General features: G+C 42.6%; 16 protein-coding genes. 11 read left to right on the top strand and 5 right to left on the bottom strand.

Translation table 11 applies throughout. The features are described 5' to 3' along the window. Positions 1–61: 61 nt before the first annotated feature. The 5 genes from ACRPI0_RS11350 to yhaM all read left to right on the top strand — a co-directional run bounded on the left by ACRPI0_RS11350 (position 62) and on the right by yhaM (position 7,425). Positions 62–961, top strand: a complete 900-nt coding sequence (locus ACRPI0_RS11350; RefSeq protein ID WP_432352767.1) for an ABC transporter ATP-binding protein — start codon at positions 62–64, stop codon at positions 959–961. Continuing rightward, a complete protein-coding gene (locus tag ACRPI0_RS11345; protein ID WP_432352766.1) occupies positions 954–2,210 on the top strand; it encodes an ABC transporter permease in 1,257 nt (418 codons plus the stop codon). Before ACRPI0_RS11350 ends, ACRPI0_RS11345 begins: the two co-directional genes overlap by 8 nt. Before the next feature lie 156 nt (positions 2,211–2,366). Then, entirely contained in the window at positions 2,367–3,593 is a 1,227-nt protein-coding gene (locus ACRPI0_RS11340) for a metallophosphoesterase family protein (protein ID WP_432352765.1), read from the top strand. Beyond that, a complete protein-coding gene (locus ACRPI0_RS11335) occupies positions 3,590–6,490 on the top strand; it encodes an ATP-binding protein (RefSeq protein WP_432352764.1) in 2,901 nt (966 codons plus the stop codon). The genes ACRPI0_RS11340 and ACRPI0_RS11335 overlap by 4 nt, the downstream gene beginning before the upstream one ends. After that, a complete protein-coding gene (yhaM, locus tag ACRPI0_RS11330) occupies positions 6,487–7,425 on the top strand; it encodes a 3'-5' exoribonuclease YhaM (protein WP_432352762.1) in 939 nt (312 codons plus the stop codon). The genes ACRPI0_RS11335 and yhaM overlap by 4 nt, the downstream gene beginning before the upstream one ends. A 593-nt stretch (positions 7,426–8,018) precedes the next feature. Here the strand turns inward: yhaM and ACRPI0_RS11325 are convergent. Further along, positions 8,019–8,957, bottom strand: a complete 939-nt coding sequence (locus tag ACRPI0_RS11325) for a peptidylprolyl isomerase (protein WP_432352761.1) — start codon at positions 8,955–8,957, stop codon at positions 8,019–8,021. A gap of 143 nt (positions 8,958–9,100) precedes the next feature. On the opposite strand from ACRPI0_RS11325, the gene ACRPI0_RS11320 reads away from it, so the two are divergent. Continuing rightward, positions 9,101–9,205: a YjcZ family sporulation protein gene (locus ACRPI0_RS11320; RefSeq protein WP_432352760.1), complete on the top strand. Its 105-nt coding sequence runs from the start codon at positions 9,101–9,103 to the stop codon at positions 9,203–9,205. 48 nt (positions 9,206–9,253) lie between these two features. Here the strand turns inward: ACRPI0_RS11320 and ACRPI0_RS11315 are convergent, their stop codons facing one another. The 4 genes from ACRPI0_RS11315 to ACRPI0_RS11300 all read right to left on the bottom strand — a co-directional run bounded on the left by ACRPI0_RS11315 (position 9,254) and on the right by ACRPI0_RS11300 (position 11,091). Then, entirely contained in the window at positions 9,254–9,445 is a 192-nt protein-coding gene (locus tag ACRPI0_RS11315; RefSeq protein WP_225217795.1) for a hypothetical protein, read from the bottom strand. A 54-nt stretch (positions 9,446–9,499) separates the two neighbouring features. Next, on the bottom strand, positions 9,500–10,087 hold the full coding sequence (locus ACRPI0_RS11310; RefSeq protein WP_432352759.1) for an HTH-type transcriptional regulator Hpr: 588 nt from the start codon (positions 10,085–10,087) through the stop codon (positions 9,500–9,502). A gap of 142 nt (positions 10,088–10,229) precedes the next feature. Next, the gene (locus tag ACRPI0_RS11305) at positions 10,230–10,586 is read right to left on the bottom strand and encodes a YtxH domain-containing protein (protein WP_432352758.1); all 357 of its coding nucleotides are present in this window, start codon (positions 10,584–10,586) and stop codon (positions 10,230–10,232) included. Between the two features lie 85 nt (positions 10,587–10,671). Continuing rightward, complete coding sequence (locus ACRPI0_RS11300; RefSeq protein WP_432352757.1) at positions 10,672–11,091, bottom strand: HIT family protein; 420 nt, start codon at positions 11,089–11,091, stop codon at positions 10,672–10,674. Between the two features lie 122 nt (positions 11,092–11,213). Here ACRPI0_RS11300 and ACRPI0_RS11295 point away from each other — a divergent pair, with 122 nt between their 5' ends. From ACRPI0_RS11295 to uvrA, 5 genes are all read left to right on the top strand, one after another. After that, positions 11,214–11,963 (top strand): ABC transporter ATP-binding protein, encoded by a 750-nt coding sequence (locus ACRPI0_RS11295; RefSeq protein WP_432352756.1) that lies wholly within the window; start codon positions 11,214–11,216, stop codon positions 11,961–11,963. Continuing rightward, complete coding sequence (locus ACRPI0_RS11290; RefSeq protein ID WP_432352755.1) at positions 11,947–13,155, top strand: ABC transporter permease; 1,209 nt, start codon at positions 11,947–11,949, stop codon at positions 13,153–13,155. Before ACRPI0_RS11295 ends, ACRPI0_RS11290 begins: the two co-directional genes overlap by 17 nt. A gap of 75 nt (positions 13,156–13,230) precedes the next feature. Beyond that, positions 13,231–13,467: an IDEAL domain-containing protein gene (locus ACRPI0_RS11285; protein ID WP_432352754.1), complete on the top strand. Its 237-nt coding sequence runs from the start codon at positions 13,231–13,233 to the stop codon at positions 13,465–13,467. Positions 13,468–13,593: 126 nt separating this feature from the next. Continuing rightward, positions 13,594–15,576: an excinuclease ABC subunit UvrB gene (gene uvrB, locus ACRPI0_RS11280; RefSeq protein ID WP_432352753.1), complete on the top strand. Its 1,983-nt coding sequence runs from the start codon at positions 13,594–13,596 to the stop codon at positions 15,574–15,576. A gap of 6 nt (positions 15,577–15,582) precedes the next feature. After that, the gene (uvrA, locus tag ACRPI0_RS11275; protein ID WP_432352752.1) at positions 15,583–18,456 is read left to right on the top strand and encodes an excinuclease ABC subunit UvrA; all 2,874 of its coding nucleotides are present in this window, start codon (positions 15,583–15,585) and stop codon (positions 18,454–18,456) included. The last annotated feature ends 67 nt before the right edge of the window (positions 18,457–18,523 follow it).

Raw genomic sequence — 18,523 nt, 5'->3', positions numbered from 1 at the left:
TTATTCTTTCGGAAACCGTAACGTATGGTAAGGTAGAGAAAACTTGAAAGGGGTTAACTTAATGTCTTTGCAAATTGATCACGTCACAAAGCGGTTTGGGGAATTCACAGCAGTGAATGACTTATCTTTATCAGTAGGAGAAGGATCGATGTACGGATTTCTCGGTGCAAACGGAGCAGGAAAGACAACGACATTCAGAATGATTCTTGGACTATTGACGCCAAATGAGGGACATATTACATGGAACGGAAAACCGATTACATATGCGACGAGTCCTCACATCGGGTATTTACCTGAAGAACGAGGCCTTTATCCGAAAATGAAAGTTGAAGAGCAGTTGCTATTTTTAGCAGAGTTACGTGGCATGAAGCGCTCTGATGCTAAGCGGGAAATCGGTGGATGGCTCGACCGTTTTGAAGTGCCACAGTATTTGAACAAAAAAGTGGAGGAGCTTTCTAAAGGGAATCAGCAAAAAATTCAAGTCATCGCAGCCCTTTTGCACAAACCGAAACTAATCATTCTAGACGAACCGTTTTCCGGTCTAGATCCTGTCAATGTAGAAATGTTGAAAAAGGCGATTCTCGATATTCGAAATGATGGCGCGACAATTGTTTTTTCCAGTCACCGGATGGATCACGTGGAGGAGCTGTGTGAACAGTTCAGTATTATTGACCAAGGAAAACAGATTGTCAGCGGTACTTTAAAAGAAGTGAAACGGTCGTTTGGCAAACGCAACGTTCGCATTCGTTCCGATTTTGAATTAGACTCTCTCGCAAGTATTCCAGGCGTCAATGCTGTCACGAAAACAGTGGAAGGTGCGGTATATCAAGTAGAGTCAGACGAAACGGCATCGCTTCTTCTGACAGAAGCCTTGAAATCTGGACCTGTACGCCAGTTTGAAATTGAAGAACCGACACTTCAAGATATCTTCATTGCAAAGGTGGGGAAACAGCATGCGTGAGTTTTGGATTATTTTCAAACAAGCCTTCATAACAAAAGCGAAAACGAAATCGTTCATCATCACGACAGCGATTGTTATAGTAGCTATGTTTTTACTCTCAAACCTTCCGAGAATTTTAGAGTCCATTGATGGTATAGGCAATGATGAGCAAACTACGTTGAAAGTGATAGATGCGAGTGGTCAGCTAGAAGATCCACTTGCTGCCGTTCTTCAGGCGAATAAGTCTGATATTAAGCTAGAAGGTACGGAGCTCAGTGAGAAAGAGCTTGAACAACAAGTTCGCTCAGAAGAAATCGATTCATTTATTACACTTTCGTTGGATGAAACAAACACCATCCACGCGAAGTATACGACGCTCAGCAGTATTGAGATGGATCTCCCGGAAATATTGCGTAATTCATTACAGACAGTTCAGGCTGGCGTCAAGGCGGATGAATTATCCTTATCTAGCGACCAAGTCGATTCACTCTTTACCCAAGTGAGTTTTGAAAAGAATAACATTTCTACTACTGCTAAGTCTGAAGACGAATTGAATCAGGCGCGCATTTTAGTCTACGTGCTCATGTTTGTCATCTATTTTGCCGTCATCCTTTACTCAGGCATGATCGCAACGGAAGTCGCAACGGAAAAATCATCTCGTGTTATGGAAATTCTCATATCAAGTGTTTCTCCGGTCAAGCATATGTTTGCGAAGGTACTTGGAATTGGAACGCTTGGCATCGTGCAAATTCTAATTTATGCCGTTGCAGGCTTCATCGCATTTAAAACGTCTGCTTCAGAAGCGACTGAAGGTCTTGGCAGTTTCTTTAGCTTAAATGATATTAACCCACTGACGCTCGTCTATGCGGTTGTGTTCTTCTTGCTCGGCTATTTCCTATACGCAACGCTAGCAGCCCTTCTAGGCTCTCTCGTTAGCCGTACGGAAGACGTCCAGCAAATGATTATGCCAATGACACTTATGATTGTCGCTGCATTCATCTTAGCTGCATCGGGACTTGGGAATCCTGAGCTTACCTATTTGAAGTACGCATCGTTCTTCCCATTCTTCACACCACTTGTCATGTTTTTGCGAGTCGGCATGCTCGACTTACCAATGTGGCAACCACTTCTATCGATTGGTATCATGCTTGTGACGATCTTAGTACTCGGCTGGTTTGGAGCTCGAGTCTATCGTGGCGGTGTGCTCATGTACGGTCCATCACGATCATTGAAGGATATTAAGAAAGCAATTCAATTAGGTAAAGAATAGAGGAATGAGAGTTAAATAGTCTCAAGCAGAGGAGTGTATAATTCCTCTGCTATTTTTGTGTTTATGTGCGCTAGAACCTGTGGATTGCTGTCGCGTAGCAAGCTGGAATATGGTAAAATTAGAACAAATATTCGTTTCAGGAGGTATCCGTTTTCTATGATCCGATTTCTACATACGGCGGATTTACATTTAGACAGTCCATTTAAAGGAATCACGGATATGCCGATAGCTCGATTAACTGAACTTCGTGAAAGTACATTTGCTGCCTATGAAAAGATGATTCAATATGCAGAAACGGTGTTACCGGATTTTGTCCTCATTGTGGGGGATATCTACGATGGAGAAGATCGGAGTTTGCGCGCACAAGTGAGATTTGTGAAGGGGCTTGAACGATTGCAACAAGCAGGGATTCCAGTTTTTCTATCATTCGGTAACCATGATCATCTTGCAGGGAAGTGGACGCGGTTCCAATTGCCGAACAATGTGACAGTATTTGGTCCGGAAGTTGAAACTGCTGAACTCATTGTTCGCGGGCAACGCGTTCGTATTCATGGATTTAGCTATCAACAACGACATATTAAAGAAGCCATGATTCAACACTATCCGAAAGTAAATCATGAACTAGACATAGTAGACATCGGTATGCTTCATGGTAGTATTGCCGGAGAAGAGACGCACGCTGTCTACGCACCATTTACAAAGGAAGCATTACTCGACAAAGGCTATCAGTACTGGGCGCTTGGTCATATACATAAGCGGCAAGTCCTATTTAACGAGCCTCCCATTGTGTACTCTGGGAACTTGCAAGGACGTCACCTAAACGAAGCTGGCGTGAAAGGATTTTACGAAGTGGAACTCATAGAACGTCAGTCGAAGTTGAAGTTTGTTCCCACATCTGTACTTGTGTTTGATGAAATCGAGGTGGATTGTTCGGAGATTAGTCTTGCGAACGAGTGGCTTGAAGCCTGTCAACAGAAAGCGAATGAGATCATCGAACAAAGTGGTTCGTGCATCTTGCGTATTCGGAACGTCCGGTTGAGTAGAGATGCCTTGCAGTTATTCAGTGGCTCTGCTGAAGAAGAATGGCTGGAAGTCTTACGTGAATCAGCAGATCGACGTGTTTGGTTTTCAGGGATTTCCTATGAATCTGTTACTGGAAGTACACTATTACCCGATTCCCCGCTCGTACGTTCTGTGAAAGAACAGATGGATCATTGGGACGAAAACCAGTGGAAACTGGTGCTACAAGATCTTTATCAACACGCACGTTCCGCGCCATTCTTGTCTGCTTTGAATGAATCAATGAAAATTCAATTGAAGGAAGAAGCGGGATTACACATTTCGAGTGAGCTGAGTTCAGAAGACAGAGGTGACGTGTCATGAAAATACAACGTCTGCACATTTACGGATTCGGACGTCATAGTAATGTGACAATCGATCTCGGTGATCGAATTACTGTGTTTTACGGTGAGAATGAGGCTGGAAAAACGACGATTTATCAATTTATGTTGCAAGTTCTTTTCGGCTTTCCTCAAAAGAATAGTTCGTTAATGCGCTACGAGCCTAAAAATGGCTCTGCTTATGGCGGTAAAATTATTTTGACGGATCCTCAATATGGAGTCGTGGAAGTGGAACGAGTGCGAGGTAAGTCGGCTGGGGATGTCACTGTTAGATTTGACGATGGAAGGGTTGGCGGTCAACTAGAGCTGAATGACATCCTTCGTCAGTATGACCGAACCGCTTTTGAGTCTATTTTTTCATTTTCACTTTTTCAGCTTCAAGGACTTGAAAATATGGATTCCGAACAGTTGAGCCGCACACTCTTGTCTTCAGGTACAACAGGTATCGATTTGTTGATGCAATTAGAGAAGAAGCTCGAAAAGGAAAAGGCCGAGTTGTTCAAAAAGTCCGGAAAGAATCCACGCATGAATGTGTTATTGAAAGAGCTGCATGAGCTAGAAGAATCATTACAAAAACAAATGGCGAGGGTAGACGAATACGAACCTGCTTTACAGCGACTGGGAGAAGTCGAACAGCAACTGTCAGCATTACGACATGAGGTAACAGAGTGCCAAAATGATTCTAAACAGATGCAAAATGCACTTCTTCGTATTCCAATCATAGAGAAAAAGCAGATGCTCGTTTTTCAAATTGATGCACTTCAGACAACCATGTTTCCTCCAAATGGAATACGAGAACAGGAAATGCTTGAAAGTAAGAAGCGTGAGGCGGAAGCGATTATCGCACGTTCAACATTTCAGCTCCAACAAATGACGGATGAGTTGGATGAAAAAGTGCAGAAAGATCGAGAAGTTGCGGTTGAAGATTTATTAGCTAAAGAATCGGATTGGCAAGCTCTTCATCAAGAAGTGATGAGCATTAAATCTGAAATTACTCGCTTAATAGAAGATCGACAACGACTTCTTGGTCGTTTAGGAGCACTTGAACCCAATTCAAAAGAAACGGTCTTACAAGTGGATAGTTCGTTAATAAATGAGCAGCGAATCCATGAGTTGGCAGAACACGTTCAACAGGTAGATCGAGGGAAGCAGTCTACTCAACTAGAATTTCAAAGAATTCAAGAGTTAGAACGTAGGTCAACGCAGCACTTGAACCAGTTGAATGCAGAAGCGCCTACGCAAGAAGAGCAAGCGCAAGCTGCTACATGGCCAACTGTACGAGGGCGCCTGTCTGAAGCGAAAGCCTATATGTCGTTTGCTAAAAGCGAACAACAATCTAGTTCTAACTCAATCGTTTGGATTCTCTTGGTCGTAGCACTTGGTGTAGTAGGATTTGGCTTGTTGCAGCAGCAATGGGGAATCGTTGCTTTAGGTGTGATTCTCTCTTTATTAAGTGGCTATGTAATGATGCAAAAAAAACAAGCACCTACTTCTTCGGATGATCGGACGAAAGAAATGAATGCTCTCCTAAACGCCTACGAAGGAAAAGAAGAGTTTTATGAAGCGCTTTGTAGGAGAATCGATGATTTCACTCGCAAAAAGGAGCATTTGACGACGATTTCTGAAGGGCATTCTATGGACGTAGAAGCACTGAAAAATGACTTATTGAGAGCTGAGCAAGCTGGAACGAAGGCACGTAAACTACTTCAAGAAGAACTCCAGAGCTGTGGGCTGACTCCGGGCGCAGGTATGGAAGTGATTCCAGAGCTATTTAGAATGATCCGTGACGTACAACGCACCGAACAGCATGTACTAGATCGTCAAGAAGAGTTACAGTCTATTCTTGAAAAAATTGAAAAGCATAAAGAAACCGCACGGACAGTGCTTGAACGTGAAGTTCCTGAAGCAGACCTGTATACTTTAGTTAGGCAAGAGGCACGACAATTACGTGATGCCGTACTTATGGTCGATTCCGTTCATCTGCAAGTTAAACAGCTTTCTAGAACAGTTGAAGAGAAATCGGTTGAACTGGAAACGTACAGTCACCAAGAACAACAATTATTCAAGCAAGCGAGAGCTCACGACAAACAATCGTTTTACGACGCGTACGATCGCTGGCAACGAAAGCAGACGGCGCAGTTATCTATTGATAGTTTGACAGAACAACTGAACACGCTAGCTGACGTTGAAGAGTTTGGTGAGGATGAACAGCACATACAAGATCAGCTTAGGGAAGTAGAAGAGCGACGCGCAGTTGCGGAAAATGAAATTTCCGAACGAACCGATGAACGAGCTGCTTTACTCCATAAGACAGAAGCACTTCTAACCGATGATGCACATTTACTCACCCAGCAACTGTACGAAAACAAAAAGTCCGAATTCAATGCACGTGCGTTTGAGTGGTCCAGTCGACAAGTGGCGGCTGAAGCTATACGGCAAACTATGGCTGACTTAAAAGACAAAAAGCTACCTGCAGTACTATCCAGTGCGAACCACATCTTCAATCAGTTGACGAACGGTCGTTATAGCGAGCTATCCATCCATTCTGATGGACAATTTCAAGCGGTTAGAGAAGATGGAACAGTATTTGCAATTGCCGAGTTGAGTCAAGCTACAAAAGAACAGGCTTATGTATCACTTCGCTTATCACTTGCTGGAGAGCTGACTGAACAGGCTCCTTTTCCACTCATTATGGATGATCCATTTGTTCATTTTGACGCAAAGCGATTAAAACTCACGACCGAACTACTTTCAGAACTATCATCTAGACATCAATTTATCGTATTCACTTGTCATGAGACACTTGCACCACATTGGCGAGATGCTAAACTTATCCATGTGAACGAAATCGGAAACACTTCAGGAGGCGTTGAACTATGAAAAAACTAATGGATCATAAAGTAGGGGAAACAGTCGATATGTTTTTATTCATCAAACAATCGACAAAAGGAGTGACACAGCAAGGCAGTCCCTTCATGTCACTCGTTTTACAGGACAAAAGTGGAGATCTAGAAGCGAAACTATGGGAAACAGGCGAAGAACAAGAGCGCATGTTTGCAGCTGCAGAAATCGTACGTGTAGGCGGAGAAGTTCACGAATACCGTGGGAAGAATCAGTTACGCATCAAGAGCATACGACCTGCCAAAGAGGATGAAGGCATTGCAATGTCTGATCTAGTGCCATCTGCTGAAAAAAGTAAGGAAGCATTAATGGAAGAGTTAATGCAATTCTTCTTTGAAATGGAAAATCCCCAGATTCAACGGATTACCCGTCATTTAATAAAGAAGCACCAAGAAGCTTTCATGATGTATCCTGCAGCTACAAGGAACCATCATGATTATGTCTCAGGATTGCTCGATCACGTCGTATCCATGTTGAACTTGTCTAAAGCAGTTTCTGATTTGTATCCGACGTTGAATAAGGATTTATTATACTCCGGCGTAATTTTACATGACATCGGAAAGGTAATTGAATTATCCGGGCCTGTCGCAGCGCATTATACAGTGGAAGGAAATTTGCTCGGCCATATCAGTATTATGGTAACGGAGATTTCTAAAGCTGCCGATGAGCTAGAAATCACAGGAGAGGAAGTAATGCTTCTTCAACATATGGTTCTCTCCCATCACGGCAAAGAGGAGTGGGGCAGCCCGAAACGCCCAATGCTTCCTGAAGCGGAAATGCTCCATTATATTGACAACATTGACGCGAAGATGAACATGTTGAACCGTGCTATGAGTAAGACCGAGCCCGGAACGTTCTCCGAGCGCATTTTCCCACTAGAGAATCGTTCATTCTACAAACCGACGTTTGAATAAGTATTCTGCAAAGGAGCTTCCGCGGAAGCTCCTTTTGTAGTGGCGGGGAGAGATAGGTGTGAGAGTGCCCATAAAGGTGGAGGAAGCGCACATAAGCCAGGGAGGGCACTCATAAACGCAGGAAAGTGATCATAAACCGAGGAAAGCGCTCATTAACGCAGGAAAGTGATCATAAACCGAGGAAAGCGCTAATAAACGCAGGAAAGTGATCATAAACCGAGGAAAGCGCTCATAACGACTGGAAAGTGATCATAAACCGAGGAAAGCGCTCATAACGACTGGAAAGTGATCATAAACCGAGGAAAGCGCTCATAAACGCAGGAAAGTGATCATAAACCGAGGAAAGTGCTCATAACGACTGGAAAGTGATCATATACCAGGTAAAGCGCTCATAACCCCACGCAATTCGCTCATAACCATCAAACCCCAAAGCACTAAAAAGACAAAACAAACACGTCAAACCAACATGAAAGGATTAATTGGTAGCGCTTCGCTTATTTTTTAGAGAATCCTCATCATTTCAAAACTTGAACGAACAAAAAAGCTGAACGAACCATCAGACTATCTGACGGTTCGTTCAGCTTTTATAATTCTTACTTCTCGTCTTCTTCTACTGGAGCATCTTCATCAGGTGCATCTGTGCCGTCATCTTTAACTTCAGAATTGCTTTGGTTAAACATATCCATTGCTGACTTCAAATCTTTGTCTTTTACTTTGACATCAGATTCTTTCATAAGCTTCGCAACTTTTTCTACGATTGTGCTTGTATCCGCTTTTGCTAGCTTCAACTCTTGTTTTGCTTTTTCTTTATCTTCTTTAGAAGGTTCTTTGTCATCTGTTTTACGCTTGTCTTCTAATTTGATGATGTGGAATCCAAACTCAGATTGAACTGGTTCGCTGATTGTTCCTTTTTTCATTGCGACAGCTGCATTCCAGAATTCTGCGACCATTTTGCCTTCACCAAACCATCCAAGCTCGCCGCCAGACTCGTCAGCGCCCTCTTCAGTTGAATATTCTTTTGCAAGCTTCGCGAAATCCTCGCCAGCATCTGCTTTTTTCTTCACTTCTTTAGCCGTCTCTTCATCAGCTACTAAGATGTGACTAGCTTTTAGTTCTGTACTTTTCTCTTCTAAAGACTTGTTAAGTTCTTCATCGCTTACTTCAATTCCGTCTGTAAGCGCAGCTTCTTGCAATTTATTTAACTTAATAGCTTTCTTGAAGCCGTCGGCAGTTTGACCTTGTTGAGCAAGATACTGATCAAAGTTGTCGCCAAGTTGTTTTTTGACATCATCGTATTCAGCCTGCACATCTTTATCAGACACATCATACTTTGAATCGAGGACCTTTTCAATAACCATCATTTGCAGTGCTTGTTCACCAACAGAATCTTTCATCTCTTGGTAGAATTCACTTTTAGTGATGTCCCCATCTTTAGACGTAACGATTACTTCATCATCTGAAGCATTTCCTGAGCATGCGGAGAGAGCGAGAACAGATGCTGCCAACGTGAACGATAGTACTGTTTTTTTCATAGTTAGAAACTCCTCTGTGAATGTAATTAACAAGTGACACTATACCATACAAACGAATGGGACACAAAAAAGTTCCCACCAAAACCGCCCAACCATTGAAAAGGGGTTCGCATAAGATACAAAAGAAGAGAGGGGGTGCTTCAATGAGTGGATACGCTGGTGGAGGTTCTGGAGCAGGATCTGGTTTTGCATTGTTGGTTGTCCTGTTCATTCTTTTGATCATTGTAGGCGCGGCTTACTTGTACTAAAAAATGAAAAAAGTCCATCCCAATTTCGGGATGGACTTTTCCTATTTGTTACACCTTCAAAAAGACTTCGACGTAAAGAGATAACATAAGAATAGTAATCAATACGTTGACAGTTGCATATATTTTATTTTGCTTTTCTTCAGGGATTTCTCGCGACTCGCAGAGCGCGAACGTCATTTTGTTAATTTGGAACAAGTAAAATAGTGAGAAGAGAACAGTTATTATTAAAATCACGTGCATACCCCCTTTGGACATCTCTACTCAATCATATCAGATTGAAGAGGTAATTGGGAATTATTTATCCTCACCTGAAGCCACTTTCAAGTCGTTAGATGTAGATGTAAGCCTTCCGTCTTCCTCAACAAATGACTTACCTAGATTGTCAAATCCTTTTTCGAAGATTTCCATAAAATCGTCTCCGTACACATTTCGAATGACGGACATCACTTCTAGAAACTCAGGGAATTTCCCGTAAATGCCCTTGATTGGAAGTGAACTATTAAGAAGAGTATGTTCAGAGTTAAAGTAATTTTGAGTCATTTCATCAATTAGAGCTTCGCCTTCTTCTGTAACAAGGACGTATGTATTACGACGATCATCTTCTTTTTTGAAAAACTTTAAATAGCCTCGTTGTTCGAGTTTCTTTGAGAAATTGAATGCAGTAGATACATGCATGACTCCAAACTTCGCAATATCAGAAATGGTTGCGCCCTGAAGATGGTAGGCAATCCAAAGAATGTGATGTTCGTTAATATTCAAGTCATAAGGTTTTATCCACTGTTGCCAATCTTTTTCTACAGCTTTCCATAATGCTTTCGACATCTGGGCAAGCCGTTGACTGTAAATCATTGCTTCCTTAAAGGAGTAATCCTGTTGGGACATGCAAGCACCTACTTCCTATTTTTTATACGTGTTTTCATTATAGCAGGAAAGCAACAAATAAAAAAGTTAGAATTAAGAAATAATTCAAATCTTTAAGAAGGCGTACAAAAAAAGCATCCTCTAGATGAGGATGCTTTGGAATTCATCTGTTTTGTTGAGATGCGACAGAACGTTCTAACTCTTCAATAGCGAACTGAATTTCTTGGATTTCACTTTTAAGACGATTGCGAGAACCTTCGTCCGCAGTACGCCACCCACCTACTGAATCCTTGATGCCTTCAATAGCAGGCTGTACGTTTTCACTTGCAAAGTCATTGACGGAATCTTTCAGTTCGTCGACACGCCCCTTTACGTCTTTTAACTTCGCACGTAAATCAGCAGACGCTGTTGCTACTGAAGAGCGCATTTCACTACCTGATTGTGGTGTTGAGTAGAGCACAGTTATCGCTGCAGCAACTGACCCGACAGCCAATCCTGCGAAAAATGTAGAGGTTTTCATTATTGCTCACTCCTTCTTTTTGGTATCATTTCCTTGTCCTCGTTAGTTCAAACCTAGTGAACTGGAAATGTAGGGGACGTGCTTATTAAAGATTGTTTTTAATTTCCCCAGCGAGTTGTTGAATTCGCTCACTTGGAAACTCTTCTGTCTTTTGGTCCCATGTTGGACGATAACCATCTGTTTCATCATATCTTGGGACAAAATGTAGGTGGAAGTGGAACACTGCTTGACCTGCTGCTGCACCGTTATTTTGGACAAGGTTAAGTCCTGCAGGTTTGAACGTATCCTTGATGGCAGTAGCGATTTTCGGTGCAACTGCGAACAAATGCGACGCCTCGTCAGACGTGAGGTCGTATACATTCTCCCTATGTGTTTTAGGAATCAAGAGGACATGACCTTTTGAAACAGGCATAATGTCCATGAAGGCGATTACATGTTCATCTTCATACAAAATTTCTCCAGGAAGTTCCCCGGTTACGATTTTACAGAAAATACAAGAAGACATTTGTACACTTCCTTTCATGAATGTCATTAGTGTAGCATATTTTCAGATAATCGGCATGAGCTGGACAAGGCATTGTTGTTTCAGTTTTGGTAAACTATAAGTAGAAGAATGGGGGAAGACACATGGCAATACTTGAACTGAAAGATGTGACAGGTGGTTATTCCAGAAAACCTGTCCTGCATGAAGTATCATTTAACATTCAAAAAGGTGAATTGGTCGGTCTAATCGGACTAAACGGTGCTGGTAAAAGTACGACAATTAAACACATTATTGGGTTAATGAATCCCCAAGGTGGCGCAATTGAAATTAATGGAGTGACATTTAAAGAAGACGCTGAAATGTATCGTAAATCATTCAGCTACATTCCTGAGACACCGATATTGTACGAAGAATTGACGTTGCGTGAGCATTTAGAGCTTACGGCTATGGCATATGGTATTCCTCAAGATGTCTTTGAAGCTCGCTCAGCGGAGCTGTTGAAAGAGTTTCGTATGGAGAAGAGATTGAAATGGTATCCGTCTCATTTTTCTAAAGGGATGCGTCAGAAAGTCATGATTATGTGTGCTTTTCTGGCAGAACCTGCGCTCTATATAATTGATGAACCATTTGTTGGTCTAGATCCGTTAGGCATACGTTCATTACTTGCCCAGCTCACTCAAAGAACTGAGGATGGAGCATCAGTGCTGATGTCCACTCATGTTTTATCGACAGCAGAAAAACATTGCGACCGAATCATCCTCTTGCATGAAGGCAGCGTGCGAGCACATGGGACAATGGATGATCTTAGAAAAGCGTTCGGGCGACCAGAAGCGTCTCTTGATGATTTATACATTGCGATGACAGAGGAATCCGATTATGAACAGCTTACGTGAAGTCTGGGGCAATCGTTTCGGTAAATATGTCATGGAACTGCAGCGGTATTTACAATATGTCTTCACCGGGCATTTGGCCATTGTCTTACTGTTTTCAATCGGAGCTGCGGGTTACGCTTATAGTGAATGGTTAAAAGATGTACCGGCTGACTTACCAGCTGTATGGATTGTTGCGCTTCTATTAGCTGCGTCCACCGTGATTGCGACTCCAGTGACATTGCTGAAACCAGCGGACGCTGTCTACCTACTGCCACTTGAAAAAGAGCTACCGACATATACGAATCGAGCATTAAATTGGACCTTCTTTTCAAAAATCCCACTACCCATTGTTTTATTCATCGTTGCACTCCCCATGTTAAGTGCCTATGACGTGGGAGGGAAATCCGTATTTATAATCGCGTTTTTAGTGATTCTTGCTGTTGAATGGGCAAGTGTGCACACGGAGTTTCTCTATAGAAAAGCAAACGAAGGACAAGGCGTTTGGCAAGATCGGTTCATCCGTTTTGTGCTAAGTACACTTTTGTTCTATGCAGTCCTAGCTGAATCCTGGATTCTTGGTGTTGTTCTTGCAATTGGGTATGTATTATACGGGATGCTATGGAAGAAGAAAGCTAACGGGCAGCCATTCCCTTATACACACTTCATCGAGCTAGAGCAAAATCGAATGATGGGCTTTTATCGCTTTGCTAACTACTTTACAGAAGTTCCTCATTTAAAAGGATCAATCAGCAAGCGCTCATGGCTTGGTCTATTCATGCCTGAAGCGCACGTTGAGCGGGCCCATGCACAACGCTTCTTATTGCGTCGAACTTTTATCCGCACGGACGAATCATTCTGGTTATGGTTACGCTTAACGGTGCTTTCGATTTTAGGCGTGTTGTTCATACCATTCCCGATTGTTGCATTTGTCTTCATAGGCGCGTTAGCGTTTGCTTCTGCTATTCAGACGTTGCAATCTCTACGTGGGGGGGATGAGTTCCGAATGGATATGCTGTTTCCAAACACAGAAGAAACACGAGATTTTGAGGTGTTTCGTTTAACGGAACGTGTCCAATGGATTCAAGCCGGCTTGGTTATTCTTGCAGGTTTACTCATCCATGGAATTTCAGTTACACCCATTATGATGGGAGCTGTCGTTCTAATTATTTCAGAAGCGACTATACGTTTATCTAATAAGAAAGAAGAAGAGTAGGAATAATCTAAAAATAGCTTGCTATTTGGTTGTAGAATTCGTTACAATAATTAAAAGGGTTATGAGGTGAGTGAGATGGAGAATAATTATTCGTATGCTGAGTTTCTAAAGGCTGTGGGAAAGAATAGTTCCTCAATGCAAGCAGAAAAAATGCTGAATGACATCTACATCGATTTGTTTCTAAGCCACATCCACCGTGAACAAACTCGAACGCGCTTGTTGACAGAGATTGACGCGGCTTTGGATCGTCACGACCAACCAAATTTCATGCAACTTACAGATTCTTTACAGGAATTAGACGAAAAACTATGATTCTAAACTGTGCGCTATTGCGTACAGTTTTTTTTTCGAGAAAAAACGTACGTTCGCTTTTCGCTTTGGGATAGAAGGGGAATGTGATAAAATAGACCATAGAGGAATACTAGGGAGTGACGCTCAGTGACTAATAAATTTGACCTGCAAGCCCCTTATACACCACAAGGGGATCAGCCGAATGCTATTAAAGAATTGATAGCCGGCATAAAAAATGGTGAAAAGCACCAAACCTTACTTGGAGCAACGGGTACAGGAAAAACCTTTACAGTATCGAACGTCGTAACAGAAATTAATCGACCAACTTTGGTCATTGCTCATAACAAAACACTTGCTGGACAACTGTATAGTGAATTCAAAGAGTTCTTCCCCGATAATGCGGTTGAATACTTTGTCAGCTTTTATGATTATTATCAGCCGGAAGCGTACGTACCTCAAACGGATACGTACATTGAGAAAGACTCAAGCATCAATGATGAAATCGATAAGTTACGTCACTCAGCAACTGCGTCACTTTTTGAGCGTAAAGACGTACTAGTCGTTGCATCAGTTTCGTGTATTTACGGACTAGGTTCTCCTGAAGAATATGGATCCCACATGATTTCTTTGAGACCGGGTATTGAAATCGACCGTAACCAGCTGCTACGCAGATTCGTGGATAACTTATATGAACGTAATGATGTCAGTTTCACACGCGGGACATTCCGTGTTAGAGGTGATGTTGTGGAAATCTTCCCGGCATCACAGGACGAACGCTGTATTCGTATCGAATTCTTTGGAGATGAAATTGAGCGCTTACGTGAAGTGGACGCTTTAACAGGTGAAGTATTAGGTGAACGAGAGCACGTTGCAATCTTCCCGAACTCCCACTTCGTTACAGGTGAATCGAAACTGGTACAAGCGATTGAACGGATTGAAATTGAATTGGAAGAACAGTTAAAGATTCTACGTGCGAATGATAAGTTGCTGGAAGCACAGCGACTGGAACAGAGAACACGTTATGACCTGGAAATGATGAGAGAGATGGGCTTTTGTTCAGGTATTGAAAACTATTCCCGTCACTTATCACTTCGGGGTGCTGGAGAGACCCCTTATACGTTGCTCGATTATTTCCCAGACGACTTTCTCATCGTGGCGGATGAAAGCCACGTCAGTCTTCCGCAAATACGAGGGATGTACAACGGAGACCAAGCGAGAAAGAAAGTTCTCGTCGAGCACGGATTCCGACTTCCTTCTGCATTAGATAATCGTCCGCTCATGTTTGAGGAATTTGAAAAACATGTCCATCAAGCTATTTACGTCTCTGCAACGCCGGGACCTTATGAAATTGAACACACACCAAAAATGGTTGAACAGATCATCCGTCCTACAGGATTGCTTGATCCGATTATTGAAGTTCGCCCTATCGAAGGTCAAATCGATGATTTATTGGATGAAATAAATGAACACGCAAAAAGAAATGAACGCGTTTTAGTCACGACTCTCACGAAGAAGATGTCCGAAGACTTAACGGATTACTTAAAAGAAGCAGGCGTGAAAGTGAACTACCTCCACTCGGAAATTAAGACACTAGAGCGAATTGAAATCATTCGTGAATTACGACTTGGTGTATATGACGTCCTTATCGGCATCAACCTGTTACGAGAAGGGCTAGATATCCCGGAAGTATCACTAGTGACAATACTTGATGCTGACAAAGAAGGATTCTTGCGTTCTGAACGTGCATTGATCCAGACAATTGGTCGTGCTGCACGTAACTCAGAAGGACGTGTGATCATGTATGCCGATCGGTATACCGATTCCATGAACAAAGCAATTGATGAAACACAACGTCGCCGCGAAATACAGATGGCATACAACGAAGAACACGGAATTACGCCTAAAACGATTCAAAAAGGCATCCGTGATGTCATACGTGCTACACAATCTGCTGAAGAAACGCTATCATTTGTGGATAAAGTAACAGAAGGTAAGAAGTTAACGAAGGAAGAGAAAACAATCCTACTTGCTTCACTTGAAAAAGAGATGAAAGAATCAGCGAAGGCTCTTGACTTTGAGCGTGCCGCTGAGCTACGGGATACCATTTTGGAATTGAAAGCGGAAAGGTGATAAGGCATGAAAAATACTGAAATCTATATTCAAGGCGCACGTGCGCACAACTTGAAAAATATTAATGTCACTATCCCAAGAGACCAGTTAGTCGTTATGACAGGTCTCTCGGGCTCCGGTAAATCTTCACTCGCTTTTGACACGATTTACGCGGAAGGACAGCGTCGGTATGTCGAGTCATTGTCATCTTACGCTCGTCAGTTTCTTGGTCAAATGGACAAACCCGATGTAGATCTAATTGAAGGGTTGTCGCCAGCAATTTCAATTGATCAAAAAACGACTAGCCGGAATCCACGTTCTACTGTCGGTACTGTGACGGAAGTGTATGACTATTTAAGACTTTTATATGCTCGTGTCGGTAAACCGATTTGCCCCATCCACGGTATAGAAATTACTTCCCAAACGGTTGAACAAATGACGGATCGTGTGCTCGAGTTGGAAGAGCGTACACGCATCCAGATTTTAGCACCGATTGTTTCAGGACGAAAAGGTACTCACGTGAAATTACTAGAAGACCTTAAGAAACAAGGGTACGTCCGAGTTCGAATTGATGGCGAAACGTTTGATTTGGATGACAATATCGAACTAAACAAAAACAAAAAACATAATATCGAAGTCGTTGTGGACCGTGTAGTCATCAAAGAAGGAATCGCAGGAAGACTCAGTGATTCACTTGAAGCGGCACTTAGACTTTCAGAAGGAACTGCACTTGTCGATGTTATTGATGGGGAAGAATTGATGTTTAGTGAGCATCATGCGTGTCCAATCTGTGGATTTTCAATAGGAGAACTTGAACCACGCATGTTTTCGTTCAACAGCCCATTTGGTGCATGTCCGGACTGCGATGGTCTTGGTATGAAATTAGAAGTGGACCCTGATCTAGTAATTCCAGATCCAACGCTCTCTTTAAAAGACAACGCGATTGTTCCTTGGATTCCGACGAGTTCACAATATTATCCGGAGCTTCTAAAAACTGTTGCTACTCATTATGGAATTTCAATGGACTGTCCAGTTAGTGAAATGGCGACAGATGATCTTGACAAAATCCTATATGGCTCAAATGATGAAAAGATCCGCTTTAAATATACAAATGAGTTCGGACAAACACGTGATAATGCAATTTACTTCGAAGGTGTTTTGTCCAATGTCGATCGGAGATTTAAAGAAACGTCTTCAGATTATGTACGCGAACAAATGGAGAAGTATATGGCTCAACGTCCATGCCCAACGTGTGGCGGATACCGGTTAAAAGCCGAGTCTCTTGCTGTCAAAGTAGCAGATATTCATATCGGCCTAGTAACGCAGAAATCGATTACAGAAGCGCTGGCATTTTTTGATAACTTAGAGTTATCTGAGAAGGATACGAAGATTGCGGAACTGATCCTCCGTGAAATTAACGAACGTCTTGGATTCCTCGTCAATGTTGGACTCGATTATCTGACATTATCACGAGCAGCAGGAACGCTGTCAGGTGGGGAAGCTCAACGGATTCGCTTGGCGACGCAAATTGGTTCCAGATTAACCGGTGTCCTATACATTTTGGATGAACCTTCAATTGGTCTTCATCAGCGAGATAATGATCGTCTCATCAGTACGTTGAAAAGCATGCGGGATATCGGAAACACGTTAATTGTCGTTGAGCATGATGAAGATACGATGATGGAGGCGGATTATCTGATCGATATTGGACCTGGTGCAGGTGTAGCAGGTGGTGAAATCGTATCAGCAGGAACTCCTGAAGAAGTTATGGCAGATCCGAATTCACTGACGGGACAATATTTGAGTGGGAAACGTTACATCCCATTACCGATTGAGCGACGCAAAGCTGACGGTCGTATAATCACTATAAAAGGGGCAACTGAAAATAACCTTAAAAAAGTGAATGTCGATTTCCCGTTAGGCCAGTTCATTGCTGTAACAGGTGTTTCGGGTTCTGGTAAAAGTACTCTTATCAACAATGTGCTATATAAAATATTAGCGCAGAAGTTGAACCGATCTAAACAACGTCCAGGTGCGTATAAAAGCGTGGACGGATTGGAAGAATTAGAAAAGGTCATCGAAATCGACCAATCCCCAATCGGACGGACGCCACGTTCGAATCCCGCTACGTATACTGGGGTATTCGATGATGTACGGGACGTATTCGCAATGACCAACGAAGCGAAGGTACGTGGATACAAAAAAGGACGATTCAGCTTTAACGTCAAAGGTGGACGCTGTGAAGCGTGTCGCGGAGATGGAATCTTGAAGATTGAAATGCACTTCCTTCCAGATGTCTATGTACCGTGTGATATCTGTCATGGTAAGCGATACAATCGTGAAACGCTTGAAGTTATGTACAAAGGGAAAAACATAGCAGACGTACTCGAAATGACAGCCGAAACCGCTTCAGAATTTTTTGAGAACATTCCTAAGATCCAACGTAAACTTCAAACGATTGTTGACGTCGGATTAGGGTATGTACAATTAGGACAGCCTGCAACGACGTTATCCGGTGGTGAAGCGCAGCGAGTGAAACTCGCATCCGAGTTGCATAAGCGATCGAACGGGAAATCGTTCTATATCTTGGATGAACCGACTACAGGGCTTCATGTCCATGATATTGCGAAACTGTTGAAGGTCTTGGAACGATTAGTTGATTCAGGAAATACCGTCTTAGTCATTGAACACAATTTAGATGTCATTAAAACTGTAGACCATATTATTGACCTTGGGCCTGAAGGCGGAGACAAGGGTGGACAAATTATTGCAACAGGAACTCCGGAACAAGTTGCGGGGAATAAGAAATCCTATACAGGTAAGTATTTGAAGCCGATATTGGAACGGGATCGAAAACGGATGTCTGCAAGACTTGAACAAGCCGAAAATCCAGTAGTGTGAAACTTTTTCGGTTGCGAACCGTATTAATAAAATGAGACCGGCACCATCATTCCACTAGGGAGGCGAA

It is taken from the genome of Sporosarcina sp. A2, from assembly GCF_050858885.1.
In the GTDB taxonomy this organism is placed as follows: Bacteria; Bacillota; Bacilli; order Bacillales_A; family Planococcaceae; genus Sporosarcina.
The sequence above is the reverse complement of the archived record's forward strand: the minus strand, read 5'-3'. Positions and strand labels throughout refer to the sequence as shown.

Coding starts and splice junctions, on each gene's coding strand:
- ACRPI0_RS11345 (WP_432352766.1), top strand. CDS start 954: ATGCGTGAGTTTTGGATTATTTTCAAACAAGCCTTCATAACAAAAGCG.
- ACRPI0_RS11335 (WP_432352764.1), top strand. CDS start 3,590: ATGAAAATACAACGTCTGCACATTTACGGATTCGGACGTCATAGTAAT.
- ACRPI0_RS11295 (WP_432352756.1), top strand. CDS start 11,214: ATGGCAATACTTGAACTGAAAGATGTGACAGGTGGTTATTCCAGAAAA.
- ACRPI0_RS11320 (WP_432352760.1), top strand. CDS start 9,101: ATGAGTGGATACGCTGGTGGAGGTTCTGGAGCAGGATCTGGTTTTGCA.
- ACRPI0_RS11290 (WP_432352755.1), top strand. CDS start 11,947: ATGAACAGCTTACGTGAAGTCTGGGGCAATCGTTTCGGTAAATATGTC.
- ACRPI0_RS11315 (WP_225217795.1), bottom strand. CDS start 9,445: ATGCACGTGATTTTAATAATAACTGTTCTCTTCTCACTATTTTACTTG.
- ACRPI0_RS11300 (WP_432352757.1), bottom strand. CDS start 11,091: ATGTCTTCTTGTATTTTCTGTAAAATCGTAACCGGGGAACTTCCTGGA.
- ACRPI0_RS11305 (WP_432352758.1), bottom strand. CDS start 10,586: ATGAAAACCTCTACATTTTTCGCAGGATTGGCTGTCGGGTCAGTTGCT.
- uvrA (WP_432352752.1), top strand. CDS start 15,583: ATGAAAAATACTGAAATCTATATTCAAGGCGCACGTGCGCACAACTTG.
- ACRPI0_RS11310 (WP_432352759.1), bottom strand. CDS start 10,087: ATGTCCCAACAGGATTACTCCTTTAAGGAAGCAATGATTTACAGTCAA.
- ACRPI0_RS11325 (WP_432352761.1), bottom strand. CDS start 8,957: ATGAAAAAAACAGTACTATCGTTCACGTTGGCAGCATCTGTTCTCGCT.
- ACRPI0_RS11285 (WP_432352754.1), top strand. CDS start 13,231: ATGGAGAATAATTATTCGTATGCTGAGTTTCTAAAGGCTGTGGGAAAG.
- ACRPI0_RS11350 (WP_432352767.1), top strand. CDS start 62: ATGTCTTTGCAAATTGATCACGTCACAAAGCGGTTTGGGGAATTCACA.
- ACRPI0_RS11340 (WP_432352765.1), top strand. CDS start 2,367: ATGATCCGATTTCTACATACGGCGGATTTACATTTAGACAGTCCATTT.
- yhaM (WP_432352762.1), top strand. CDS start 6,487: ATGAAAAAACTAATGGATCATAAAGTAGGGGAAACAGTCGATATGTTT.